This window comes from Nonomuraea sp. N2-4H, assembly GCF_045291505.1.
GTDB classification, from domain to species: domain Bacteria; phylum Actinomycetota; class Actinomycetes; order Streptosporangiales; family Streptosporangiaceae; genus Nonomuraea; species Nonomuraea fastidiosa.
In genome coordinates this window covers 2,644,176-2,668,649 of sequence record NZ_CP147987.1, presented here as the reverse complement: position 1 = coordinate 2,668,649, position 24,474 = coordinate 2,644,176, and the positions used below count along the sequence as shown (strand labels likewise).

Sequence of the window (24,474 nt, the reverse complement as noted above, 5' to 3'; positions counted from 1 at the left end):
ATGCAGAACGTGAACATCTGGAGTGAAGAGTTCGGCGCCGGCACGGACGAGCCGATCCTGTTGATCATGGGTTCGATGTCGCAGGGTGTCCTGTGGCCTGACGAGTTCGTCGGCCGGCTCACCGCCGGGGGCCGCCGGGTCATCCGGTACGACCACCGCGACACCGGCATGTCGGACACCGTGGACTTCGAAGCGAACCCGTACACGTGGGAGGACATCAAGGACGACGTCTACCGCGTGATGGACAAGCACGGCCTGGAAAGCGCGCACCTGGTGTGCCATTCGGCGGGCGGCCTGCTCGGGCAGCTCATCGCGGTGGAGCGTCCTGAGCGGGTGCGTACGCTGACCGTCATCGGCTCGTCCCCGCTCGGCGGTGGCGAGGGCGAGGTGCTCGTGCGGGCATTGATGGGGCAGCCGCAGCCCGAGGGCAGCCTGCCGGAGCCGACGCCGGAGTTCGTGGCCTTCTTCCGCCGGCTCATGGCCGCCCCGCCTCCTGCGGACCGGCGGGCGCAGATCGACGCCATGATCGCCGAGCAGCGCGTGCTGCACGGCACGGGGCTGCCGTTCGACGAGGACGCGGCGCGCCGTCTCCAGGAGCGCATCTACGACCGGGCCCGCGACCTGTCGAAGGCCGCCAACCACCGGCTGGCCGCGGCGGCCAAGCCCGACTTCGAGCCGGTGGGCGTACTCCACCAGGTCAAGGCCCCCACCCTGGTCATCGAGGGCAGCCACGAACCGGCCAAGCCGGGCCACGGCGCGATCATCGCCGAGCAGATCCCGGGGGCGCGGCTGATGATCGTGCAGGGCATGGGGCACACGCTGCCGCCGGAGGTGCACGAGGAGCTGGCCGACGCCATCCTCGCGCACACGGCCGGGTGAATCAGGACCGTGGCCCCAGGAACAGGCCGCCGCCTGGCGTCGATGACCTGGCCGGTGATCCAGCGGGCGGCGTGGGAGGCGAGGAACGCCACCACGTCGGCCACGTCGTCCGCGTTGCCGAGCCGGCACAGCGTTCAAGCCTCCGGGAGCGACGACGGGTCCAGACGCAGCGCACGATCCAGGCGCACGCGATCCGTCCGTTCAGCGAGCGCGGCTACGACGCGACGACCATGAACGACGTCGCCGAGGCGGCCGGGGTGTCGCCGATGACGCTCTACCGGCACTTCCCCACCAAGGAAGATCTCGTACTGATCGACCAGCACGGCGAGCTCATCGCCGAGCGCATCACCGCCTCCCCGCCCGATCAGCCGCTGGTACGCCGCATCGGCCGCGCACTCGTCGCCGCGGCCACCGCACTGACCGGCGACGGCGCGGAGGCCGACCGGCGGTCCCTGCTCGTCCGCCTCCGGCTCATGACCTCCACGCCCGCGCTGCGGGCCCGCCACCTGGACGACCAGTACGCGCTCAACCTCCGGATGTAGGACTTGGCGGCTGCCGGTCCTCGACGACGTCACCCGGGTGTGCACGATCAACGAGCCGAGCATGCTCTGCCTGCTGCGCGACTGGGAGGCCGTCGAGATGATCGCCGCCCGCCTGCCGGAGCCCGACGTCAAGGTGGCGGAGGTGCTCGTCCGCGCGCACAAGGCCGCGCGCGAGGTGCTGGCCGGGCGCGGCGGGCTGCGGTCCGGGTGGACCATCGGCACACAGGACTTCCAGGCGCTGCCCGGCGCCGAGGAGGTGGCCCGCGCGTACGGCTACTACCGCGAGGACTTCTTCACCGAGGCCGCCGCGGGCGACGGCTTCATCGGCGTGCAGAGCTACTCGCGTACGGTGATCGGCCCCGACGGTCCGGTGAAGGTGCCCGAGGGCGTGAGACGAACCTCCTCGGCTGGGAGTACTACCCGGCCTCGCCCGGCAACGCGCTGCGCCACTCGTGGGAGCTGGGGCGCGGCACCCCGCTCATCGTCACCGAGAACGGGTTCGCCACCCGCGACGACGAGCGCCGCATCGACCACACCGCCGCCGCGCCTGCCGGCGTGCGGGACGTCGGCGTCGGGCCCGAACTGGCCGGGGTCGCGTCCTGTCGAGGCGAAGCAGGCCAGGACGGGCTCGCCCGCCACCGCGATGGACGACGGCGTGAACGTGCGCGGCTACCTGTACTGGTCGCTGCTCGGCGTGACTCCGCCGACATCCGCAAGCCCGACTAGTAGTATTTTTTCGATCAGTCGTCGTACCGTACGGCGGCGGTCGTCCGGCCATGAGGAAAGGTGCAGCTGTGCGACGACTCGGCGTCCCGCGCCAGATCCCCCCGCCGGTGGAGGGTCATCTGCGGCTGGGCGACCCGCCCGGCGGGCCGGACGCGATCACCGTGAACTCCCGCCACCTGAGCCGGGGCGGCAGGCCGTGGTTTCCGATCATGGGCGAGTTCCACTACGCCCGCTACCCGGTGGCCGAGTGGCGGGAGGAGCTGCTGAAGGTGCGGGCGGGCGGGGTGACGGTCGTCGCCACGTACGTCTTCTGGAACCTGCACGAGGAGCGCCGCGGCGTCTTCGACTGGAGCGGCGACCGTGACCTGCGGCGGTTCGTACGCACCTGCGCCGAGCTCGGCCTTGACGTGGTGGTGCGGATCGGGCCGTGGGCGCACGGCGAGTCGCGCAACGGCGGCTTCCCCGACTGGGTGCTGCGGGCCGATTGCGAGCCGCGTACCGACGACCCACGCTACCTGGACCTGGTGCGCCCGCTGTTCGAGCAGATCGGCGCGCAGCTCGCCGGGCTGACCCGCGCGCACGGCGGCCCGGTGGTGGCGGTGCAGGTGGAGAACGAGCTGCACGACCGGCCGGGCCACCTCGTCACGATCAAGCGCATGGCCAAGGCGGCGGGCATCGACGCGCCGCTGTGGACGGCGACCGGCTGGGGGCACGCGCGGCTTCCGCCGGACGAGGTGATCCCGCTGTTCGGCGGCTACCCGGAGGCCGCGTGGGACACCGCGCACGACGGCTGGCCGCAGCAGAGCAGGGCGCACTACTTCTTCGGCCCCGGCCGCGACGACGACTCCATCGGGGCCGACCTGCGTACGACGGCGGTGACCGGGTCGGACGAGAGCCACCTCGCGCGCTACCCGTTCGCCACCTGCGAGCTGGGCGGCGGGATGTACACCTCCTACCACCGCAGGCCGATCATCCAGGCCGCCGACATCGCCGCGCTGGCGCTGGTGAAGCTGGGCAGCGGGTCGGTGTGGCAGGGCTACTACATGTACCACGGGGCGTCGCAGAAGATCGGCGCGCTGTCCACGCTGCAGGAGTCGCACGCCACCGGCTACCCCAACGACTGCCCGGTCATCACCTACGACTTCCAGGCGCCGCTCGGCGAGTACGGCCAGGTCCGCGACTCCTATCGGCACCTGCGGCGGCAGCACCTGTGGCTGGCGAGCGACGGCCCCGATCTGGCCGGCATGACGCTGGTGATGCCGCCCGACGCCCCCGCCGACACGGCCGACCGGCGGACGCTGCGCTGGTGCGTACGCTCCGACGGCCGCTCCGGGTTCCTGTTCGTCAACAACCATCAGCCGGTCGAGACCCTGCCCGCGCACGAGGGCGTGCGGTTCGCGGTCGAGCTGGGCGGGCGCGAGCTGGTCGTCCCGCGCGAGCCGGTGACGGTGCCCTCCGGGGCGTACTTCGCCTGGCCGCTGGCCCGCCCGGTCGGCGGCGCCACGCTGCTCACCGCCACCGCGCAGCCCATGGGCGTGCTGGCGGGCGACGAGCCGGTGCACGTCTTCTGCCAGACGGCGGGCATCCCGGTTGAGCTGGTCTTCGACGCGGCCACCGTGAGCGAGGTCGAGGGCCCCGCGACGGCGGAGCGCGACGGCGACCGCCTCGTGGTCACCGATCTCGCGCCCGGCACCGGATGCCTGCTGCGGATCCGCGACGCCTCCGGGGGCCGTGCGGCCGTCCTCGTCCTGGACGCCGATCGTGCGCTGAACGCGGCGGCGGGCCGGCTGTGGGGCGCGTACCGGCTGGTGCTGAGCGAGCGGCCGGTCGTGATCGAGGACGACCGGCTGACGGTCTACGGCCGGGGCTCGTCCGAGGTGCGGATCTACCCCGCGCCCGCCTCGGCGACGCGGACGGACGGCGTGTTCGGCCTGCTGCCCGCGCCGGCTCCGGCCGGTCAGCCGCCCGAGCCCAAGGTGGAGGAGATCAGGCAGGCGGGCCCGGCCCGGGCACCGGTCATCGACCCCAGGTCAGGGCGGGCGTCCGCGCCGGCCGACGCCGACTTCGAGCAGGCCGCCGTCTACCGCGTCACCGTCCCGCGCGAGGCTTTGACCGGTGATGACGAGGTGCTGCTGCGGCTCGACTGGGTCGGCGACGTCGGCCGCGCCTACATCGGCGGCCGCCTGGTGGCCGACCAGTTCTGGTACGGCCCCGCCTGGGAGATCGGGCTGCGCCGCTTCCGCGACGCGGTGCTGGAGCACGGCATCGAGATCCGGCTGCTGCCGCTGCGCGAGGACGCTCCCGTGTACGTCTCGCCGCAGGTGCGGCCCGGCTCCTATCCCGGCGGCTCCGTGCTGGAGCTGCGCTCGGTCAGCCTCGTCCCCATGCCCAGGCTCACCTTGGAGGAATCATGACGACGCTTGATGAGGCGCTGGCGGAGCTGCCCGTCATCGCCATCATCAGGGCCGCCGAGGCCCGCCACCTCGACGCGGCGCTGGAGACCCTGGCCGGGTCCGGCCTGCGGGCGATGGAGGTCACCATGCCGACCCCCGGCGCGACCGAGGCGATCCGCCGGGCCACCGGGCTTGAGGGCGTGGCGGTCGGGGCGGGCACCGTGCTCGACGCCGCCTCGGCGCGCAAGGCCGTGGACGCGGGTGCGGGCTTCCTCATCACCCCGGCCGTGCTGCCCGAGGTGATCGCGGAAGGGCGGCGGCTCGGCGTGCCCGTCCTGCCGGGGGCGTTCACGCCGACGGAGATCGTGCAGGCGTGGTCGCAGGGGGCCGCCATGGTGAAGGTCTTCCCGGCCGGTGCGGCCGGCGGGCCCGGTTACATCAAGGACGTGCGGGCGCCGCTGCCGCAGATCCCGCTGGTGCCGACGGGCGGCATCGGCATCGAGGACGTGCCCGCCTACCTGGCGGCCGGGGCGCGCGCGGTGGGGATGGGCTCGCCGCTGCTGGGCGACGCGTGCGCGGACGGCGACATGGCGGCGTTGGCCGCCCGCGCCAGACGCCTGGTCGATGTGGCCGGTCGACGGCCATCGGACGGGTGAACAAGACGCTATGACCGGGTCCGGCGCGAGGGCGCGGAGTTGCGGGCTCGGCGCTCGCGACAGAGCGCGGGAACGCGGGCTCGGCGGTCAGCGGGCCGTCTGCTCGCCGTGGATCTTCTTGGCCAGCTCGACGTCCGCGATCGAGCGCTCCATGAGCGACCGCATCGCGGTCTCGGCCGCCTTCGGCCGCTGCTTGCGCACGGCGAGCAGCACCTCGGCGTGCTTGTCCGTGGACTCGCTGGTGAGCGTGGCGTGCACGAACTGGTCGCGCAGCCGCAGCCCGGCCTCGATCGCGCTGGCCATCTGCGTCATCAGCTCGTTGTGCGCGGCGCGCAGCAGGGCGTGGTGGAAGGCCAGGTCGGCCTCGACATGATCACCGGTGGCCCCGCCGGCCGCCGCTCGCATGGCGGCCAGGGCGTCCTCGAGGTCGGCGAGGTCGCGGTCGGTGCGGCGCTGGGCCGCCATGCGCGCCACGGCGGGCTCGACGGTCAGCCGCACCTCTCCCAGCTCGTCGAGGAACCGCTCGTCCACGCGGTCGGCGAAGCGCCAGCGCAGCACGTCGGCGTCGAGCAGCGCCCACTGCTCGCGGGGCGCGACGAAGGTGCCGCGCCGGGGCCTGGCGCCGACCAGGCCCTTGGCGGCCAGCACGCGCAGCGCCTCGCGTACGGCGGTCCTGCTCACCGCGAAGCGCTCCTGCAGCTCTGCCACGTCGAGGTCGTCGTCGGGGAGGAGGTCGCCGTTGACGATGGCCGTGCCGAGGCTGCTGACCACCCGGTCGTGCGCGCCGGATCTCCCGATCTCCGTCATGGCGGAATCATGCCACGCCCGCACTCCCTGCCACCGCCCTCATGATCACCCATGCCCGAGTCAGCTGAGCATACTAGTGAGAACATTAATCATACTTTTTCTTGACGTCGTACGAGGCAGGGCGGCATCCTGCTCGTCGAGTCCCGTACCCGGGCACCTCACCTGCCGATCCTGAGGGAGCCGACCTGTTGTCCACTTTGACCATCACGCTCTGGGACTTCTCCTGGTACGCCAGGACCGGGCCCGGCGAGCCGTTCGAGGATCTGGACCGCGCCTTCGACGAGGCGGTGGCGCGCGGCTACAACACGGTCCGGATCTGCGCGATGCCGTACCTGCTGTTCGGGTCGGGGCTGGACACCTCCGCGCTGACCTTCGCCCCCTTCGGGCGCGGTTACGGCCTCGGCACCCGCTGGTACGACCTGCGTGCGAGCGCGACGCTGGACGGCCGCGCCCACTTGCTGGCGCTGTTCGAGGCGGCCAGGCGGCACGGCTGCAAGGTGATCGTCTCCTCCTGGGAGTACCAGCAGAGTTCGAGTTTCCTGGCCGATCCCGCCTGGTACGAGGCGCTGCGCGCGGTGCCGCCGGAGCGGCGGGCGGGCGCGCTGGCCGAGGCGCTGGCCGGCCTGGTCGACTTCGTGGCCGGGCACGGGCTGGCCGAGCAGATCGCGTTCGTGGAGCTGCACAACGAGGTCCAGGCCTCCTGGCTCACCGAGGCGCTGCCGCCGGGCGAGCCGCCGGTGCCAGGGCTGCGGCCGTACTTGGAGAAGGCGCTGGACGCGTTCAAGTGCCGGCATCCCGACGTGCCCGCGACCGTGAACTACGCGGGCGTGCCCCACGGCGAGCTGCGCGGCGTCCCCGCGAACATCGACGTCGCCGTCTTCCACCCCTACGTCTACGGCGTGCTGGACGAGCTGGTCGGCACGTTCGCGCTGCGCGATCCGTCCCGGCCGTTCCCGCAGGAGCGCGCCCGCCGCGAGCTGCTGCGTCCGGACGCGCCCGACCTGGCGGAGTGGGGGCCGCAGCAGGAGTGGCGGACGGCGGCCACGGTGGTGTCGCCGCGCGAGGTCTATCTGCACGACTGGTGCGACCCGGCCCGCTTCGACCGCTGGCTGTACGACCGGTACGCCGCCTACCGCTACGGCATGGACGAGAAGCTGCGCTTGTGGATCGAGGTGGCCGCCGACTGGGCCGCCGCCCGGGACCTCCCGCTGGTGTTCGGCGAGGGCTGGGTCGGCTACACCCCGCTGCGCGGCACGTTCGAGGAGGGGCCCGTGGGGGCCGGGATCTGCCTGGACGCCGTACGCCACGCCAGGGACGCCGGCGCATGGGGCACCGTCGTGTGCTCGAACGCCGCCCCGCACCACCCCATGTGGGACGACGTGACGCTGCAGGTCACCGCCAACCGGATCTTCACGGAGGGACGATGAGCGACCGCTTCACCGGCAGGACCGCCCTGGTCACCGGCGCCGCGTCGGGCATCGGCGCGGCCACCGCCCGCCGCCTGGCCGCCGAGGGCGCGCGGGTGCTGCTCGCCGACATCGCCGACGAGCCCGGCCGCGAGGTGGCCGCGTCGATCGGCGAGCGGGCCGCGTACGTGCACCTGAACGTCGCCTCCGCCGGCGACTGGGCCGCCGCCCTGGACGAGGTGCGCGACCGGTTCGGCCGCCTGGACGTGCTGCACGCCAACGGTCCCGGCCGGGTGGTGCCCGCGCGTCCGGCGCACGAGATGCCGGAGGCGGACTGGAACCTGCAGATCGACGTCTCGCTCAAGGCCGCGTACCTGGCCGCGCGGACGTTCTGCCCGCTGCTCGCCGAGACCTCGGGCGCGCTGGTCATCACCTCGTCGGTGCACGCCCAGACCGGCATCCCCGGCTGCGCGCCGTACGCCGCCGCCAAGGGCGGGCTGCAGTCGCTGGCCAGGCAGCTCGCCGTCGAGTACGCGCCGCGCGTCCGCGTCAACGCCGTCGTCCCCGGCCCGATCATGACCCCCGCCTGGGACGGCATCGATCAGGCGGGCCGCGACGCCACCCTCGCAGAGACCCCGGCGGGCCGCTTCGGCACACCCGACGAGGTGGCCGCGGCGGTCGCGTTCCTCGCCTCGCCGGACGCCTCGTTCATCACCGGAGCCTGCCTCAACGTCGACGGCGGCTGGAGCATCTCCACCACCTCCTCTTAGGAACGGAACCCCATGAAGATCGTTTCTCTGGACACCTTCCTCGTCCCGCCACGCTGGCTGTTCCTGCGGATCCGCACCGACGAGGGCGTCACCGGCTGGGGCGAGCCGATCGTCGAAGGCCGGGCGGAGACCGTCCGCGCCGCCATCGCCGAGCTCGCCGATTACCTCGTCGGCCAGGACCCGCTGCGCATCGAGGACCACTGGCAGGTCCTCACCAAGGGCGGCTTCTACCGGGGCGGCCCGGTGCTGTCCAGCGCGGTCGCCGGCATCGACCAGGCGCTGTGGGACATCGCCGGCAAGTCCGCGGGGCTGCCCGTGCACCAGCTCCTGGGCGGGCCGGTGCGCGACAAGGCCCGCATGTACGCCTGGATCGGCGGCGACCGTCCCTCCGAGGTCGCCGAGCAGGCCAAGGCGCAGATCGAGGCCGGGTTCACCGCCGTGAAGATGAACGGCTCGGCCGAGCTGACCGCCATCGACACCCCGGCCCGCACCATGGAGGTCGTCCAGCGGGTCGCCGCCGTACGCGAGGCCATCGGCGACCACAACGACCTGGTGGTGGACCTGCACGGCCGGGCCACCACCGCCATGTCCAGGCGGCTGCTGCCGCTGCTGGAGCCGTACATGCCGCTGTTCGTGGAGGAGGCGGTGCTGCCCGAGCACTCGCGCAACCTCTCCGCGCTCGCCGCCAGCACCTCCATCCCACTGGCCACCGGCGAGCGGCTGTTCTCGCGGTGGGACTTCCGCGACGTCATCGGGCACGGCATCGCGGTCGCCCAGCCGGATGTGAGCCACGCGGGCGGCATCTCGGAGGTCCGCAGGATCGCCGCGATGGCCGAGACGTACGACGTCAGCATGGCCCCGCACTGCCCGCTCGGCCCGATCTCGCTGGCCTCCAGCCTGCAGCTCGCCTTCGCCGTCCCGAACTTCCTCATCCAGGAGCAGAGCGTCGGCATCCACTACAACCAGGGCAACGACGTCCTGGACTACCTCGTCGATCGCGAGCCGCTGACCTTCCCCGGCGGGTACGCCACCCGCACCACCCGGCCCGGGCTCGGCATCGAGATCGACGAGGCCGAGGTGGAGCGGGCGGCCGAGCGCGGCCACCGCTGGCGCAACCCGACGTGGCGGCACGCGGACGGCTCCTTCGCCGAGTGGTGATGCCCGTGCTTCACGCCTCGCCGGCGATCTCGGCGATCGCGCTCGGCCCGGGGCGGATGCCACCATGGCTCAGTGGATCTCACCGACCCGGGCACGTTCCTGCTCGGCGCGCCGCACGAGTTCTTCGCCCGGCTGCGCCGCGAGGACCCGGTCTTCCTGCATCGCCGTCCCGACCGGCCGCACTCTTAGGTCGTGACCCGCTACGACGACGTGGTGCGCGTCTCGCGCGACCCGTCGTTCTCCGCCGAACGCGACGGGGCCTTCGTCGACGAGCAGCCCGACCGGCGGGGCCGGACACTGGTCAGCCTGGACCCGCCCGCGCACGGCGAGCTGCGCGGCCTGATCGACGGCGCGTTCACCGCGCAGGCCGTCGCGCGGCGGGCGGGCCACGTGCGCGCGCTGTGCGGGCAGGTCCTCGACCGGGTGGCCGGGAAGAGCGAGTGCGACTTCGCGCGGGACGTCGCGGCCGAGTTCGCGATCGCGGTGCTGGCTGACGTGATCGGTTTCCCCGATGACGAGGACCGCCGCCGGGTCCTGCGGCTGGCCGACGTCCTCGACGATCCCGAGCGGCCGCCCGCCGGAGTACCTGTGCTCGACCTTCGCCAACGGCATCCGCTCGCTGCCGGTGCGCTTCACCCCCGCCGGGTAGCGGTCAGCGGAGGCGGGACTCCAAGCCGTCGAGCACCACGCCGAGCTGGCGTTCGAAGCGCTGGTCGCCGTCGTCGCGCAGGTGGAAGGCGGCCTTGACCAGCTCGACGCCCTCCCCCAGCCACTTGTCGCGCTCCTCGGCCGAATAGCGGTCGCCGTCGTCGTCCGGCCGCCGGCGCTCCTGTTCCTCGATCACGAAGCCGACCACGAACGCCGTGATCACATCGAGCGCGTCGTCCGCCTCGGCCAGCGAGAAACCGGCCCCGGTCAGCAGCTCAAGCCAGGACTCCTTCTGCCGCACCACCTCCGGGTCGACGTAGCGGGTGCCGCTGAAGATGCGCGCGCCGTCGCGGTGGCGCAGGTACTCGGCGCGCAGGACGCGGGCGTACGCGGCCAGGCCCTCGCGCCAGCCGGCGCCGTGATCGATCTTTCCGAGCGCCTCGATCACCCGGCGGATGACGAACGTGGCCATCTCGTCGAGCAGTTCCTGCTTGTTGCGTACGTGCCAGTACAGCGCGGGCGCCCCCACGCCGAGCCGGGACGCGAGCGCCCTGACCGTGAGCGCGTCCATGCCCTTGTCATTGAGCAGGTCGAGGGCCGCCGCCACGATCCGCTCCCGAGTGATGCCCTTCGCCACGCTTGACACCTTAACAAAGTTCAGGGCATCGTTGAGGCCGTCGGAATTGAACTTAGTTCAGGAGGCGCTGTCATGCGTGCTGCCGTCATCGAATCCCCCGAAGCCGCCCCGTGTGCGCGGACTTCCCCGACCCCGAGCCGCACCCGGGCCGCGCGCCGGTCAGGCTCGTGGGCGCGGGCCTGCACCACGTCGTCCGGGGCATGGCCACCGGCCGCCACTACGGCAGCGGGAAGGGGTTCCCGATCGTCCCCGGCATCGACGCGGTCGCCAGGACGCAGGACGGGCGGCTGGTCTACACCGGCCTCCCCCGTGCGCCCTGGGGCACGTTCGCCGAGTCGATGGTCACCCCGTTCGAGGTGGAGGTCCCTGAAGGGGCCGACCCGCTCGCCGTCGCCGCCGGCATGAACCCCGCGTCGGCGGGCTGGATGCCGCTGACCGCCCACCGCAGGGAGACGGGCGCGCTGGGCACGGTGCTGGTGCTCGGGGCCACCGGCATGTCGGGCGGCCTGGCCGCGCGGGCGGCGCTGGCGCTCGGCGCGAAGCAGGTCATCGCGGCCGGACGCGACCGCGAGTCGCTGGACCGGCTGGGCGCACTCGGCGCCGTCACCGTCCCGATCTCCCAGGAGGACGCGCGCGCGGTGCTCGCCCCCGTGCTGGCCGACGCGCAGCCCGCGCTGATCCTCGACTTCGTGTGGGGCTGGGTGGCCGAGGCCGCCTTCGCCGCGCTGTCGGCCTTCCGCCCCGGCAACGAGGACGAGACGGTCTCGTACGTGCAGATCGGCTCGCTCGCCGGGAACGAGGCGGCGCTGCCATCGGAGCTGCTGCGCAGCCGGCGGTTCCGGGTCACCGGCAGCGGACTCGGCTCGGTCTCCAAGGCCGACCTGATCACCGAGTTCCCCGAGATGATCGCGCGGTTCGCCGACGGCACGTTCGAGGTGCCGTACACCGCCTATCCGCTGAGCCGCGTCGGCGAGGCGTGGGCGCACCAGGGGCGCACCCGCGCGGTCATCGTCCCCGACTGAGTCCGAGAGAGTCCGGAGAAAGGAGAGACATGATGCCGAAGCGCGCTTTGGTCGTCGGGCTCGGGATCGCCGGCATGTCCGCGGCGATCGGGCTCCGGCAGGCGGGATGGCAGCCGGTCATCGCCGAACGGGCCCCGGAACGCCGCAGGGGCGGCTACTTCATCGGCCTCATGCCCGAGGGCAGGCAGGCCGCCGAGGATCTGGGCATCTCCGGCCACCTGCACACCCGCAACCCGCCCGGCGGCGGGAAGGCGTGGTCGCTCAACCGGCGCGGCGGCCTCGAACCCGGGCTGGGGTTCCTGCATCAGCCCGGCGACCCCGCCGCGGTGGTCCGCGGCGACATCGAGGCCGCGCTCTGGGAGGGCGTGTGCGGAGGCGGGACGGACGAGCCCATCCCCGTATGGTTCGCCACCAAGCCGGTCGGGATCGACGAGCTCGACGGCGGCGTCCGGGTGCTGCTGGAGGACACCCGTACGGGGGCGCTGCGCAGCGAGACCTTCGACCTGGTGGTGGGCGCCGACGGGCTGCGCTCGAACGTGCGCCGCATGGTCTTCGGACCGCACGAGGAGTTCATGACCGACTGGCACGCCATGATCTGCGCGTTCCAGCTCAAGGAGCAGGTCCCGTCGTTCGGGGAGTCCGACAGCGTCACGGTCGCGCGGGCGGGGCGTGCGGTGTGGGTGTTCGGGTTCGCCGACCGGCCTCCGACCGTGCTGCTGACGTACCGGACCGACGACGTCCAGGCGGAGTTCGCCGCCGACCGGATCGCGCGGTTGCGCGAGGTGTTCTCCGACCTGGACGACCCCGTCGTGCGGCACGCCCTGGACGCCCTGGAGGAGACGCCTGACTTCCTGTTCGACTCGGTGCATCAGGTGAAGATGCCCACGTGGAGCAGGGGGAGGGTGGTGCTCGTCGGCGACGCGGCCTGGTGCCTGAACCTGTACTCGGGCATGGGCGCCACCTTCGGTCTGCTGGGCGGTGCCGAGCTCGGCCGGGCTCTACGGGGGCATCCCGGCGACCTCGGCGCCGCGCTGACCGAGTGGGAGTCGCGGCTGCGCCCGTCCGTCGTCAAGCACCAGCACATGGCCCGGCTGAAGAGCCAGATGTTCGTGCCGTCGAACCTGCCCATCGAGGCCGTCCGCTCCGTGGCCGTGCGCCTGGCCTGCACCCTGCGGGAACGCAGGCGCGCCAAGGCTCAGGCGGCGTGACCGTCCGGTCGCGCGCGGGCCTCTCGCCTCGCGGCCGGGCGCCTGATCCCGGGTGCTCGCCGGTGCCGCCGGAGATCCAACAGGTTCTCCGGCGGCACCTGCGCGCCGCCTACGACTCTCCCGTACGCCGCTTCCTGCTGGAACGCGGCCAGGAATCAGGGTCGTCTTGAGCGCGGCGGGAACGCGCGCGTAGTATCAGGGCAGTCGTACAGGACGATCGCCCTGATTGGAGGGAGCCATGGCCTCCCCTGCGGCCGAGCGCGGGCGCGCGGTCCGGGAACGGCTGCTCAACGCGGCCGCCGAGCTCATCCCCGAACGCGGATGGACGGCGGTGAGCACGCGGATACTCGCCGAGCGGGCCGGGGTGACGCCGAGCGTGGTGCACTACCACTTCCCCTCGCTGGCGAGCCTGCTGAACGAGGCCGCGGTCGGCCGGATGCGGGCTCTGCTCGCCGAGATGAACGAGCTGCTGGCGAGCGCACCGCCGCCCGGCGCGGCGATCGAGGTGCTGTTCGGCTCGATCGAGGAGTACACCGGCACCGACCCCACCTCGCTGCTGTTCGTCGAGGCGTATCTGGCGAGCACCCGCGACGCCGAGCTGCGTGAGCGGATCGCCGAGCTGGTCGCCGAGTTCCGGCAGCGGTTCGGGGAGTCGCTGGAGCGGCACGGCGTGCCCGACCCGTACGGGACCGCCGCCGTGCTGGCGGCCTGCGTGGACGGCCTGATGCTGCACCGGGGCCTGGGGCTGAAGGCCGATGGCGCCTCGGCGGTGCTGCGCAGGCTGCTCGCCACGGCCTCCGAGCCCGCCGCACCCGCCACACCCCGTGCTACCGCCACGCCCAACGCCACCACCACACCTCACGCCGCCCCTGGCGCCGCCCCTGATTCCGCCGCCCCCGAGGAGGAGCGCCCATGAGAACCGTGATATCCGGAGCCGGGATCAGCGGTCTGGCGCTGGCCCACCGGCTCGCCGCCCTGGGCGGTGAGGTCGTGGTGGTGGAACGGGCTCCGGGGCCCCGACCGCAGGGCTACATGATCGATTTCTTCGGTCCCGGGCTGGAGGCGGTCGAGGCCATGGGGCTGCTGCCGGCGTTCGAGCGGGCGGCCTACGACTATCCCGAAGGGCACCTGGTCGGCGAGGACGGCCGCCGCCGGGCCACGCTCCGTACAAAAGGGTTCGCGCGCGGCCGGCTGCTGAGCCTCATGCGTCCCGACATCGAAGCGGTGCTGGCCGAGCACCTTCCGGCCGAGGTCGAGGTGCGTTACGGCGTGGCGCTGACCGGGGTGGACGAGCGGGCGGGCGGGGTGGCGGTGACGCTCTCCGATGGGGCCGCGCTGGAGGCCGATCTGCTGGTGGGCGCGGACGGTATCCATTCGACGGTGCGCCGGCTGGTGTTCGGTCCCGAGGAGCGCTACCTGCGCTACCTGGGGCTGCACACGGCGGCGTTCACCTTCGACGCGCCGGACGTGCACGCCGCCACCCGGCGCGCGTTCTGTCTCACCGACTCGGCCGACCGGCAGATGGGCTTTTACGCGCTGCGCAACGGCCGGGTCGCCACGTTCCTGGTGCACCGCAGCGCCGACCCGGCGCTGCCGGACGATCCGCGGGAGGCGATCCGGCGCGCCTACGCCGGTCTCGGCTGGGTGACGCCGCGCGCCCTGGAGCAGATCCCGCCGGCCGAGGAGATCTACTACGACCAGGTCGCGCAGATCGAGACGCCGCGCTGGAGCTCGGGCCGTACCGTGCTGCTCGGCGACGCCGCCTACGCCGTGTCGCTGCTCGCCGGGCAGGGCGCATCGCTCGGGATCGCGGGCGCGTACGTGCTGGCCGACCGGCTCGCGCACGCGCCGTCGATCGAGGAGGCCACGGCCGGATTCGAGCGGATGTGGCGGCCCGTGGTCGAGGAGCGGCAGCGCAACGCCCGCTCGCTGGCGCGCTGGTTCCTGCCCTCGTCGCGGTCGGACCTGCGCATCCGGCGCGTGGTGCTCGCGCTCAGCCGGGTCCCCTTCGTCACCGGGTTCGTGACGTCGGCGCTCACCGGCAAGGACGTCCGCCTCGCCGACATCCTTCCCGGCACGCCGGTCGCCGCTCGAACCCGGCCGTAGCGGGGTAGCGTGCCCTTGACCCCAGCCCGTACGCCCGGAGGAGCCGATGCAGCGACAGACACCCGCCCAGGACGACGTGCTCGGCTACTTCGACACGCTGTCGAACTGGGGGCGCTGGGGCGACGACGACCAGCTCGGCACGCTCAACCACATCACCGATGACGTCCGCCTGGCCGCCGCGCGTGCGGTGCGGCACGGCAGGAGCGTGTCGTGCGCCTGGGAGGTCGCCGTACCGGAAGAGATGGAGCGGGCGACGACGGCCTGCCCGTGCGCCGCCGACATGCCGGGTGCCGAGCACATGCCGTCGCCCACCTTCCGCAACGACCGGCGCTGGGGTTTCTCCACCGAGCGGCTCGGCCTCATCTTCCACGGCAACACGATCACCCACCTCGACGCGCCGTGCCACATCTTCTGGGACGGCGCGATGTACAACGGGCGGCCGCACGAGCTGGTCGACGCCGACAAGGGGTCGGCGTGGGCGGCGGTCACGGCCGCGGCGCTCGGCATCGTCACCCGCGGCGTCCTGCTCGACGTCGCCACGGTGCGCGGGGTGCCGTGGCTGGAGCCGGGTCAGGGCGTCTTCCCCGAGGACCTTGAGGAGGCCGAGCGCCGCCAAGGGGTGCGGGTACGTCCGGGCGACGCGGTGCTGCTGCGCACCGGGCGCGGCCGCCTCCGGCACGAGGCGGGCCCGCAGGGCGGGTACGAGCAGGCGGGCTGGCATGCGGCCTGCCTGCCGTGGCTGCACGAGCGGGACGTCGCGCTGATCGGCGCCGACACTCCGCAGGACGTCCAGCCGTCCGGGTACGCCGACGTGCTGATGCCGGTCCACGCCGTCGGCCTGGTCGCCATGGGCCTGTGGCTGCTCGACAACTGCGATCTGGAGGCGTGTACGGCGACGGCGGCCGAGCTCGGCCAGTGGGACTTCCAGCTCGCGGTCGCGCCGGTCCGCTTCGCCGGCGTCTCCGGCAGCCCGGTCAACCCGATCGCCACCTTCTGATCGGTTTGTTCGGCACAGTCCGAACAAACCGATAGTATCGATGGATGAGCGTCGATGAGTTCGTGGAGAGCGCCGGGCTCTTCTACGAGCGGCTCGGGCTGAGCCGCACGTCGGGCCGCGTCATGGGCTGGCTGCTCGCCGCCGAGGCCGACAGCGCCGACGCGCCGGAGCTGGCCGAGGCGCTGGGCGTGGCCAAGAGCAGCATGAGCGTCGCCCTGCGGCAGCTGGAGCAGGCGGGCCTGATCGAGCGGTTCCGGGTGCGCGGCGGGCGGCGTGACCGCTACCGCCTCGCCGAGGACGTCTTCCTGCGCGCCTTCCGCGCGAAGCTGGCCGAGTTCGAGGGCTTCCGCGCCCTGGCCGAGCAGGGCCTGCGCGCCGTGGGCGACGACCCGGCCCGCAGGCGGCGGCTGGAGCTCATGCGCGACATGTACGCGTTCATGATGGACCGCTTCCCGCGGCTGCTCGACGAGTGGGACGCGCTCAAGGAGCGCCGATGAGAGCGCTGCTGCTGGCCGTGGGCAGCCGCGGCGACGTGCAGCCCTTCCTCGCGCTGGCCGTGGGGCTGCGGGCCGCCGGCCACCGGCCGCTGCTGGCGGCGCCCCGCCGTTTCGCGCCGCTCGCCGCCGCGCGCGGCGTGGAGTTCGCCGGGCTCGACGACGCGCTGCTCGCGCTGCAGGACACCGTACGCGGGCAGGGCGTGCGCGCCGCCGTCACCGCCGCACGCTCGCTCCAGCCGATGCTGCGCCGCCTGCTCGCCGACCAGGCGGCGCTCGCCGCGCATCCGGCCGACCTGGTCGTGCATCACCCCAAGGCGCTCGGCGGCCCCTCGCTCGCCGAGAAGCTCGGCGTCCCGGCCGTCGCCGGCCTGCTGCTGCCGCTCTACCTGCCCACCTCCGCCTTCCCCTCGCCCATCTTCCCCGTCCGCGTGCCGCGCCTGCTCAACAGGGCGACCTGGCGCGTCGCCTCCGCCGTCGAAGCGCCGCACCGGGGCACCGTACGCCGCTGGCGGGCCGAGGCGCTCGGCCTGCCCGCCCGGTCACGGCCGATGTCCGAGCTGGTCGCGGCGGGCGACGTGCTGCACGCATGGAGCCCGCACCTGCTTCCCGCGCCCGCCGGCTGGCCCGCGTCCGCCCGGCCGACCGGCTTCTGGACGCTGCCAGGAGACGACCGGCCACCGCCGGAGCCGCTGGCCCGCTTCCTCGACGGCGGCGACCCGCCGGTCTACGTCGGGTTCGGCAGCTCCTTCAGCGGCGATCCCGAAGCGCTGACGCGCACGGTGCTGGAGGGGGTGCGGCTGGCCGGGCGGCGCGCGGTGCTGGCCACCGGCTGGGGCGCGCTGCGCCGCGCGGCCGGTGGGGACGACGTGCTGGTGGTCGAGGAGGCTCCGCATGAGTGGCTGTTCCCGCGCGTGGCGGCCGTCGTGCACCACGGCGGCGTCGGCACGGTGGCCGCGGCGCTGCGCGCCGGCGTCCCGCAGGTGATCCGCCCCTTCCTGGGCGACCAGCCGTTCTGGGCCCGGCACCTGCACCGGCTCGGCATCGCGCCGGCGCCGCTCACCGGCCGCCTCTCCCCCACCCGCCTCGCCGCCGCCATCGAGTCGGCGGCCGCGCTCGCGCCCGCCGCCCGGGCGCTGGGCGAGCGGGTCGCCGCCGAGGACGGCGTCGCCGCCGCCGTCGCCCGCATCACCGCTTAGCGGCCCGTCACGCCTTCGCCTTCGGCCCCCTGATCTTTCTGGCGACGCCGTACCAGGCGGGCAGCCCGCGCTCGTCGTCGAACCAGCGGGCGACCACGATGTCGGTGGAGGAGTGCAGCAGGATCGAGGTCACGATCGTCACCGCCACGATCTGGAACACCTGCGGCGCCGCGGTGATGCCGGAGGCCAGCACGAGCAGGCCGTAGACCACGGAGGCGAAGCCCTTGGGGCCGAACCAGGCCACCGCGGCCTGCTCGCGCAGCGACAGCCCGGCGCGCAGGAAGGACACCCAGATCGCGATGGGACGGGCCAGCGCCAGCGCGCCGAGGGCGAACAGCCAGCCCTGCCAGCCCACCGCGAGCAGGGACGGCGTGATGAGAGCGCCGAACACCAGCAGCGCCGCCAGCTTGAACACCTCGGCGATCAGCTCGCCGAAGTGCTCGAACGACTCGCGCTGCCGCGGCCCGAAGGTGGCAACGGTGATGCCGGCGGAGAAGGCGGCCAGGAACAGGTTGCCGTGCGTGGCCTTGCCGATGGCGAGCACGAGCAGGCCGATGGCCAGGGCGTTGAGCGGCTCGTACTGCGTGGAGGCGGCGAACCAGCGGGTCTGCTCCAGCTTGATGGCCAGCCACGGCACGGCCACGCCGATCAGCACGCCGAGGCCCAGCTCCAGCGCCAGCTCGCCCAGGTGCAGGTCGTGCGAGCCGGCGGCGATGGCCAGGAACACCAGCACGAACGGCAGCGCGAGCCCGTCGTTGACGCCGGACTCGACGTTGAGCAGCTGCCGCAGCCGGGGCGGCACCTTCTCGTTGCCGACCAGCGCGGCGGCGAAGACCGGGTCGGTGGGCGCCAGGATCGCCCCGACCAGCAGCGACTCGATCCAGCCGAGCCCGAGCAGGTAGTGCGCGCCGACCGCGGTGATGACCAGCGTGAGCGGCAGCCCCCAGCCCAGGGCACGGCCCGGCAGCCGCCACGCGCTGCGCAGGTCCTGCCAGCCCACCCGCATGCCGTCGGTGAACAGCACCGCGAACAGCGCCAGCTCCGACAGCGTGGCCACCAGCGGATCTGCCGCCGTCAGCGAGATCACGCCGAGCACGCCGTCGCCGAGCACGAATCCGGCGACCAGGAACAGCGCGGCCGTGGACAGGATCGTGCGGTGGGCGAGGCTGGACAGCAGCACGGCCAGCAGGAGCAGGGCGGCGAACGCGGTCAGGAGCATGGGGGAACGGACCTCCGGTCGGTCACTCGGAACTGGACATCCGCCGACCAGACTTCCCGGCACACCGCGACCTACGGTAACAGCACCGTGCTCGCCGACGTCCAGCCGCCTTCAGGCGAGGCGGCGGCCGGCCTCCGAGCGGACGAAGTCGCCCATCGCGGCGTACACGTCGGCCATGGCGGCGCCGATCGCGCCGGCGTGCTCGGCCGACAGCACGTTCACGCCCAACCGGCAGGTGAGGTGGCGGTGCAGGACGATGGTGCCGGCGTGCATCGCGCTCATCACGGCGGCGGCGTCGCGGGTCCTGGCCGAGCCCGCGGGGAAGCGGTCGGGCCAGGTGGCGGTCAGGAACTGCTCGGTCACCCGGACCGCGCCCTCGAAGAAGGCGTCGGCGGCGGGGCTGCCGTCGACCATGGCGCGGGCGAGGTAGCGCGCCATCGGCTCGCTGGTGTCGTACAGGGCGGCCAGGCCGCCCGGGTCCGGCTCGGCGGTCTCGTCCTTGGCGCGCTCGACGAGCCGGGCGAGCACGTACGCGTCGCAGGCGTCGCGCAGACCGTCCTTGGTGCCGTAGTGGTGCTGGACCAGGCCCACGGACACGCCCGCAGCGGCGGCGATGTCCTGCAGCCTGGCCGCCTTGACGCCGCGCTCGGCGAACTCGGCCAGTGCGGCGTCCCTGATCCTCGCCCGCGCCGTCACCTCGTCGAGCGGTCTCCCCTGGCGGTCGCTCACGCCGGGACTATATCTCGATATTGTTTCCGGTATCGGGATATTGTGCTGATGGTGACAACCTTTTCACGTTCGGCGGCGCGGGCGGGTGCGTCTTGGTACGTTCATGGGCGGTGTGCCGGGAAGTCTGGTCGGCGATACCGTTGAACGTCGATTCTGAGAGGCCCCCATGCGCGCCCGCGATCTGACCGCGCCCTTCCCCACCGTCACGCTCGACACCTCGGTGCACGAGGCCGCCAGGCTGCTGTCCGAGCAGCGGCTGCCGGGCCTCATCGTGCTCGACGGCCGGGGGCGCCCGTTGAGCATTCTGCCGGGCACCCAGGTGCTGCGGCTGGCGGTGCCCGCGTACTGCATGGAAGACCCGATGCTGACGCGCGTCGTGGACGAGGCGCACGCCGACCGGTTCCTGCGCTCCCTGGCCGACCGCACCGTGCGCGACGCCCTGCCCGAGCAGCCGCGCGAGCTGCCGATCACCGATCCCGACGCGACCATGCTGGAGGTCGCGGCGCTCATGGCCCGCACGCACAGCCCGGTGGTGGCGGTGGTGGAGGACAGGCAGCTCTTGGGCGCGGTGACGTTGCAGGCGCTCATGGACTGGGCGATCACGACCTGACGCCGCGATAGCCGGCCATCGCGGGTCCGGAAAACCCGTCGTGGACAGCGCGGCGCCTCGCGTCTATTTTGTTTACGAGACCGTTCCGTTTATTAATGAGGTGGCCATGGACGCCGACGTCCTCGTGGTGGGAGCCGGGCCGGTCGGCCTGGCCCTGGCGATCGCCCTGCGCCAGCACGGCGTCTCGGTACGCGTGATCGACCGGGCGCCCGGCCCCGCCACCACGTCGCGGGCCAACTTCGTGCACGCGCGCGGCTCGGAGGTGCTCGACCGGCTGGACGCGCTGAGCGGCCTGCCGGAGGAGTCGGTCAGGGCGATGACGATCACGACGTACGCCGGCGAGCGCCCCGTGATGCGCATCCGGTTCGGCGATCCCGGGCTGGACACCGCCGCTCCCCCGATGGTGATCTCCCAGGCCCGCGTCGAGGCGCGCCTGCGCGACCGCCTGGCCGAGCTGGGCGTGCGGCCGGAGTGGGGCTGCGGGCTGGTCGCGGCCGAGCAGGACGCGGGCGGCGTCACCGCCGTGCTCAGCGACGGCCGCAGCCTGCGGGCGGGCTGGCTGGCCGGCTGTGACGGCTCCGGCAGCACCGTGCGCAAGCTCGCCGGCATCGGCTTCCCCGGCGTCAAGCTGAGCGAGCGCTTCCTGCTCGTCGACGCGACACTCGACACCACCCTCGACAGGTCGGGCACCAGCGGCTGGGTGCACCCGCAGGGCATGCTGGGCGCCATGCCCATGCCCGGCGGGCAGTGGCGGCTGCTCGCCTACGACCCCGCGTTCACCGAGGACAAGCCGGGCGAGGAGCGGATCGTCGAGCGCATGGCCCGCATCCTTCCCGAGCGGACGGGGCTGAGCGGCATCCGGCTGCTCGACGCGTCGTGGGCGTCGCTGTTCCGGGTGCACCGCCGCCTCGCCGACGCCTACCGCCGCGGGCGCGTCCTGCTGGCCGGGGACGCGGCGCACGTGCACGCCCCGTTCGGCGGCCAGGGCATGCTCACCGGCATCGGTGACGCCGAGAACCTCGCGTGGAAGCTGGCGCTCGTCGTGCAGGGCAGGGCCGGGGAGCGCCTGCTGGACACCTACGAGGCCGAGCGGCGCCCGCTGGCCACTCAGGTGCTGCGCGGCAGCACCGCCACCACCAAGGTCAACATCGCCTCTGGGCCCGTCGGCCGCTTCCTGCGCGACCGGGTGATCGTGCGGGTGATGAACGTCGCGTGGGTGCAGCGGCGGGTCACGTACACGACGTCCCAGCTGTGGGTCAGCTATCGGCGCGGCCCGCTCGGCGGCGGCGGGCGCAGGCCGCGCCCCGGCGACCGTGTTCCCGACCTGGCCTGCGAGCGGCCCGACGGCACCTCTACCCGGCTGCACGCCGAGCTGCGCGGCCGCTGGGCGGTGCTCGGCGGCCACGACGCGTTCCAAGCCGCGCATCGGCGGCTCGGCGGCCACGTCGTGCACCTGCGGCCGGTGCGCACGCTGCCCGCTATGCTCGTACGCCCGGACGCCCATCTGGCCTGCAAGGGCGGCCCCGCCGAGATCACCGGTTGGCTGGACGGAGCACTCGCGTGACCGCTGCCCGAGGACGCGGACGCCCCCGCGACCCCGAGACCGACTCCGCCATCCTGCGCGCCGCGCTCGAGCTGTTCATCGAACGCGGTGTGGAGGGCACCAGCATCGAGCAGATCGCCAAGCGCGCAGGGGTGGGCAAGCTCACCGTCTACCGCCGCTGGAGCACCAAGGAGGACCTGATCGCGCAGGCCGTCGAGCAGACGGTCAGCGCCGACATGGTGCCCACGCCCGGCGAGGTGCGGGATCTCGCGCCGCAGGACATCGTCGAGCGGGCGCTGAAGACGGCGGCGGAGACGACCGCGAGCCCCGCCTTCCGCGCGCTGGTCGCCCGCATGATGGGCGCGGCCGTCAGCCACCCGCGGCTCATGGCCGTCTACTGGAAGCACCACGTGCTGCCCCGCCGCGAGCTGGCCGCGGCCATGCTGCGCCGCGCCCAGCAGGAGGGCACGGTGGCCGCGGACGCCGACCTCGATGTGCTCATCGACATGATGGCCGGGGCGGTCACCTGGCGGGTGCTCCAGCCCGACCCGCCCGACGCCGCCGCCATGCTCGGCTATCTCAAGAGCGTCTATCGCCAGGTCGGCCTGTATCGGGACGCCGATTAGTTATTCGGTGAACGCCGCGCGGCCATTGTTCGGCGTTAAATGCGGCTAACCGCGGTTCATCTCCCGTTATGAGAGCCGAGAGGGAGACCGTCACCGCCGGGACACCCCTAATGCTTAGGGGTTGGTTTGCCGCACCACTCCCCGTAATGTCCGGCTCGCATGGATAGTCGATATGCATTTCACTGGCTCTCTACGGGGGAGTTGTATGAGTAGAACCGCGCCGGGCCCTGTGAGTCAGCTGCCGCAGGAGACCATGCGCGACAGGATCGCCGAGCTCGAGCTGTTGCGGGACGGCATCATCCAGGGACCCGACCCGAGGGCCACCGACAAGCAGCACGCCGCCGGGAAGCTGACCGTGCGGGAGCGGTTGGACGCTCTGCTGGATCCGGGCTCGTTCATCGAGGTGGAGCCGTTCCGCCGGCACACGGCCACCGGGTTCGGGCTGGAGGACCGGCGCCCCTACACCGACGGGGTCGTGGCCGGTTGGGGGCGGGTGCACGGGCAGGACGTGATGGTCTACGCCCACGACTTCCGCATCTTCGGCGGCGCGCTGGGCGCGGCGCACGCCGAGAAGATCCACAAGGTGATGGACCTGGCCGCCTCGGCGAAGGTGCCGCTGATCGGACTGAACGACGGCGCGGGCGCACGCATCCAGGAGGGGGTCACGGCGCTGGCCGGCTACGGCGGCATCTTCCGCCGGCATGTGCGCATGTCGGGGGTGGTGCCGCAGATCAGCGTGATGCTCGGCCCGTGCGCGGGCGGGGCCGCCTACTCCCCGGCGCTGACGGATTTCGTGTTCATGGTGCAGGGCACGGCGCAGATGTTCGTCACCGGCCCCGATGTGGTGCGGGCGGTGACGGGTGAGGACATCACCCGCGAAGGCCTGGGTGGGGCGGAGGCGCACTTCACCCGCTCCGGGGTGGCCGGGTTCGTCTACGACGACGAGCAGGCGTGCCTGGAGGACGTGCGGTTCCTGCTGTCGATGCTGCCGCCCAACAACCAGGAGCTGCCCCCTGCCGTGGCCTGCACCGACCCGGTCGACCGGCGTAACGACGCGCTCATCGATCTGGTGCCCAGTGATCCGGCGCAGAGCTACGACATGACGGCGGTCATCGAGGAGGTCGTCGATGACGGGCAGTTCTTCGAGTTCCATCAGGGCTGGGCGCAGAACTTGATCTGCGGGCTGGCCCGGCTCGGCGGGCACGTGGTCGGGATCGTCGCCAACCAGCCCGCTCACCTGGCGGGCGTGCTCGACATCGGGTCGTCGGAGAAGGGCGCCCGCTTCATCCAGATGTGCGATGCGTTCAACATCCCCCTGGTCAGCCTGGTGGACGTGCCCGGCTTCCTGCCCGGGGTGAACCAGGAGCACGGCGGGGTGATCCGGCACGGCGCCAAGCTGCTGTACGCCTACTGCGCGGCCAGCGTGCCCCGCGTCCAGGTGATCGTGCGCAAGGCGTACGGGGGTGCGTACATCGTGATGGACTCCCGCTCGATCGGCGCCGACCTGTCCTTCGCCTGGCCGACGAACGAGATCGCGGTGATGGGCGCGGAAGGCGCGGCGAACGTCATCTTCCGGCGGGAGATCGCCGCCGCCCCCGACCCCGAACGGCAGCGCATCAGGCGCGTGGAGGAGTACCGGCGCACGCTCATGCACCCCTATCACGCCGCAGAGCGTGGCCTGGTGGACGACATCATCGACCCCCGCGACACCCGGGCCCGGCTGATCAGGGCGCTGGAGCTGCTGCGCGCCAAGCACGTGCCCCCGCCGTACCGCAAGCACGGAAACCCGCCGATGTGAACGAGATCAAAGTCATCGCCGGAGCTCCCACGGCCGAGGAGATCTGCGCGCTGGTCTGCGCGCTCCGCCTGCGCACCGCCGCCCCCGCGCCCCCGCCCCGCCGTACGGCCCCCTGGGTGCGGCAGGGAGACCACCCGGCCGCCGAACATCTGGTGCCCGGCCCGGCAGGCGAGCGGTGGATCGAGTCCGGGTCCCCCCTGTGAGCGAACCCCTGCCGGGGACCACGAGAGCATGACGAACCGCCGCCCACCGGGGCGACCTCCGGCGGAAAAGGCGGCTCGAATGGCCACTGCCGACCCCT

24 protein-coding genes are annotated in these 24,474 nt (G+C 73.0%); 19 read left to right on the top strand and 5 right to left on the bottom strand.

All coding sequences use genetic code 11. The features are described 5' to 3' along the window. The 4 genes from WBK31_RS11990 (at nt 1) to WBK31_RS11975 (ending at nt 5,196) form a co-directional block, all read left to right on the top strand. On the top strand, nt 1-879 hold the full coding sequence (locus WBK31_RS11990) for an alpha/beta fold hydrolase (RefSeq protein WP_364070002.1): 879 nt from the start codon (nt 1-3) through the stop codon (nt 877-879). 71 nt (nt 880-950) lie between these two features. Continuing rightward, complete coding sequence (locus WBK31_RS11985) at nt 951-1,421, top strand: TetR/AcrR family transcriptional regulator (protein ID WP_406674808.1); 471 nt, start codon at nt 951-953, stop codon at nt 1,419-1,421. A 794-nt stretch (nt 1,422-2,215) separates the two neighbouring features. Continuing rightward, the gene (locus WBK31_RS11980) at nt 2,216-4,561 is read left to right on the top strand and encodes a beta-galactosidase (RefSeq protein ID WP_378789654.1); all 2,346 of its coding nucleotides are present in this window, start codon (nt 2,216-2,218) and stop codon (nt 4,559-4,561) included. After that, nucleotides 4,558-5,196, top strand: a complete 639-nt coding sequence (locus tag WBK31_RS11975; RefSeq protein WP_378789656.1) for a bifunctional 4-hydroxy-2-oxoglutarate aldolase/2-dehydro-3-deoxy-phosphogluconate aldolase — start codon at nt 4,558-4,560, stop codon at nt 5,194-5,196. Before WBK31_RS11980 ends, WBK31_RS11975 begins: the two co-directional genes overlap by 4 nt. An 87-nt stretch (nt 5,197-5,283) precedes the next feature. On the opposite strand, the gene WBK31_RS11970 is transcribed toward WBK31_RS11975, so the two are convergent. Continuing rightward, complete coding sequence (locus tag WBK31_RS11970; RefSeq protein WP_364070012.1) at nt 5,284-6,003, bottom strand: FCD domain-containing protein; 720 nt, start codon at nt 6,001-6,003, stop codon at nt 5,284-5,286. A gap of 188 nt (nt 6,004-6,191) precedes the next feature. On the opposite strand from WBK31_RS11970, the gene WBK31_RS11965 reads away from it, so the two are divergent. The 3 genes from WBK31_RS11965 to dgoD are packed head-to-tail and all read left to right on the top strand — an operon-like array spanning nt 6,192 to nt 9,337. Continuing rightward, nucleotides 6,192-7,430 carry a cellulase-like family protein gene (locus WBK31_RS11965; protein WP_406674807.1) on the top strand — a complete coding sequence of 413 codons (1,239 nt, stop codon included), beginning with the start codon at nt 6,192-6,194 and terminating at the stop codon, nt 7,428-7,430. Further along, nucleotides 7,427-8,179, top strand: coding sequence for an SDR family NAD(P)-dependent oxidoreductase (locus WBK31_RS11960; RefSeq protein WP_378789659.1), 753 nt, complete (start codon nt 7,427-7,429; stop codon nt 8,177-8,179). Before WBK31_RS11965 ends, WBK31_RS11960 begins: the two co-directional genes overlap by 4 nt. A 12-nt stretch (nt 8,180-8,191) precedes the next feature. After that, on the top strand, nt 8,192-9,337 hold the full coding sequence (gene dgoD, locus WBK31_RS11955; protein WP_364070018.1) for a galactonate dehydratase: 1,146 nt from the start codon (nt 8,192-8,194) through the stop codon (nt 9,335-9,337). A gap of 69 nt (nt 9,338-9,406) precedes the next feature. Here the strand turns inward: dgoD and WBK31_RS11950 are convergent, their stop codons facing one another. Both WBK31_RS11950 and WBK31_RS11945 read right to left on the bottom strand, forming a co-directional pair. Then, nucleotides 9,407-9,973, bottom strand: coding sequence for a hypothetical protein (locus WBK31_RS11950; protein ID WP_406674806.1), 567 nt, complete (start codon nt 9,971-9,973; stop codon nt 9,407-9,409). A 16-nt stretch (nt 9,974-9,989) separates the two neighbouring features. Beyond that, nucleotides 9,990-10,622 carry a TetR/AcrR family transcriptional regulator C-terminal domain-containing protein gene (locus tag WBK31_RS11945; protein ID WP_364070022.1) on the bottom strand — a complete coding sequence of 211 codons (633 nt, stop codon included), beginning with the start codon at nt 10,620-10,622 and terminating at the stop codon, nt 9,990-9,992. Nucleotides 10,623-10,732: 110 nt separating this feature from the next. On the opposite strand from WBK31_RS11945, the gene WBK31_RS11940 reads away from it, so the two are divergent. The 7 genes from WBK31_RS11940 (at nt 10,733) to WBK31_RS11910 (ending at nt 17,648) form a co-directional block, all read left to right on the top strand. Further along, a complete protein-coding gene (locus WBK31_RS11940; protein ID WP_406674805.1) occupies nt 10,733-11,644 on the top strand; it encodes a hypothetical protein in 912 nt (303 codons plus the stop codon). Nucleotides 11,645-11,673: 29 nt separating this feature from the next. Continuing rightward, a complete protein-coding gene (locus WBK31_RS11935) occupies nt 11,674-12,852 on the top strand; it encodes an FAD-dependent monooxygenase (RefSeq protein ID WP_364070026.1) in 1,179 nt (392 codons plus the stop codon). 238 nt (nt 12,853-13,090) lie between these two features. Next, entirely contained in the window at nt 13,091-13,768 is a 678-nt protein-coding gene (locus WBK31_RS11930) for a TetR/AcrR family transcriptional regulator (protein WP_364070028.1), read from the top strand. Beyond that, nucleotides 13,765-14,958, top strand: coding sequence for an FAD-dependent monooxygenase (locus WBK31_RS11925; protein ID WP_364070030.1), 1,194 nt, complete (start codon nt 13,765-13,767; stop codon nt 14,956-14,958). Before WBK31_RS11930 ends, WBK31_RS11925 begins: the two co-directional genes overlap by 4 nt. A gap of 46 nt (nt 14,959-15,004) precedes the next feature. Next, nucleotides 15,005-15,955 carry a cyclase family protein gene (locus WBK31_RS11920; protein ID WP_364070032.1) on the top strand — a complete coding sequence of 317 codons (951 nt, stop codon included), beginning with the start codon at nt 15,005-15,007 and terminating at the stop codon, nt 15,953-15,955. Between the two features lie 44 nt (nt 15,956-15,999). Further along, entirely contained in the window at nt 16,000-16,452 is a 453-nt protein-coding gene (locus tag WBK31_RS11915; protein ID WP_364070034.1) for a MarR family transcriptional regulator, read from the top strand. Continuing rightward, nucleotides 16,449-17,648, top strand: coding sequence for a glycosyltransferase (locus tag WBK31_RS11910; protein WP_364070036.1), 1,200 nt, complete (start codon nt 16,449-16,451; stop codon nt 17,646-17,648). The genes WBK31_RS11915 and WBK31_RS11910 overlap by 4 nt, the downstream gene beginning before the upstream one ends. Before the next feature lie 7 nt (nt 17,649-17,655). Here the strand turns inward: WBK31_RS11910 and WBK31_RS11905 are convergent, their stop codons facing one another. Together WBK31_RS11905 and WBK31_RS11900 are read right to left on the bottom strand one after the other, a co-directional pair. Further along, nucleotides 17,656-18,867, bottom strand: a complete 1,212-nt coding sequence (locus tag WBK31_RS11905) for a cation:proton antiporter (RefSeq protein ID WP_364070038.1) — start codon at nt 18,865-18,867, stop codon at nt 17,656-17,658. Nucleotides 18,868-18,978: 111 nt separating this feature from the next. Beyond that, nucleotides 18,979-19,596, bottom strand: a complete 618-nt coding sequence (locus WBK31_RS11900) for a TetR/AcrR family transcriptional regulator (protein WP_364070040.1) — start codon at nt 19,594-19,596, stop codon at nt 18,979-18,981. Nucleotides 19,597-19,762: 166 nt separating this feature from the next. On the opposite strand from WBK31_RS11900, the gene WBK31_RS11895 reads away from it, so the two are divergent. From WBK31_RS11895 to WBK31_RS11875, 5 genes are all read left to right on the top strand, one after another. Next, on the top strand, nt 19,763-20,206 hold the full coding sequence (locus WBK31_RS11895) for a CBS domain-containing protein (RefSeq protein ID WP_378789672.1): 444 nt from the start codon (nt 19,763-19,765) through the stop codon (nt 20,204-20,206). A 40-nt stretch (nt 20,207-20,246) separates the two neighbouring features. Next, nucleotides 20,247-21,770: an FAD-dependent oxidoreductase gene (locus tag WBK31_RS11890; protein ID WP_364070044.1), complete on the top strand. Its 1,524-nt coding sequence runs from the start codon at nt 20,247-20,249 to the stop codon at nt 21,768-21,770. Then, nucleotides 21,767-22,375 (top strand): TetR/AcrR family transcriptional regulator, encoded by a 609-nt coding sequence (locus WBK31_RS11885; protein ID WP_364070046.1) that lies wholly within the window; start codon nt 21,767-21,769, stop codon nt 22,373-22,375. Before WBK31_RS11890 ends, WBK31_RS11885 begins: the two co-directional genes overlap by 4 nt. Before the next feature lie 205 nt (nt 22,376-22,580). Beyond that, nucleotides 22,581-24,173: an acyl-CoA carboxylase subunit beta gene (locus WBK31_RS11880; RefSeq protein ID WP_378789674.1), complete on the top strand. Its 1,593-nt coding sequence runs from the start codon at nt 22,581-22,583 to the stop codon at nt 24,171-24,173. After that, nucleotides 24,170-24,376, top strand: a complete 207-nt coding sequence (locus WBK31_RS11875; protein ID WP_378789676.1) for an acyl-CoA carboxylase epsilon subunit — start codon at nt 24,170-24,172, stop codon at nt 24,374-24,376. Before WBK31_RS11880 ends, WBK31_RS11875 begins: the two co-directional genes overlap by 4 nt. Nucleotides 24,377-24,474: the final 98 nt, after the last annotated feature.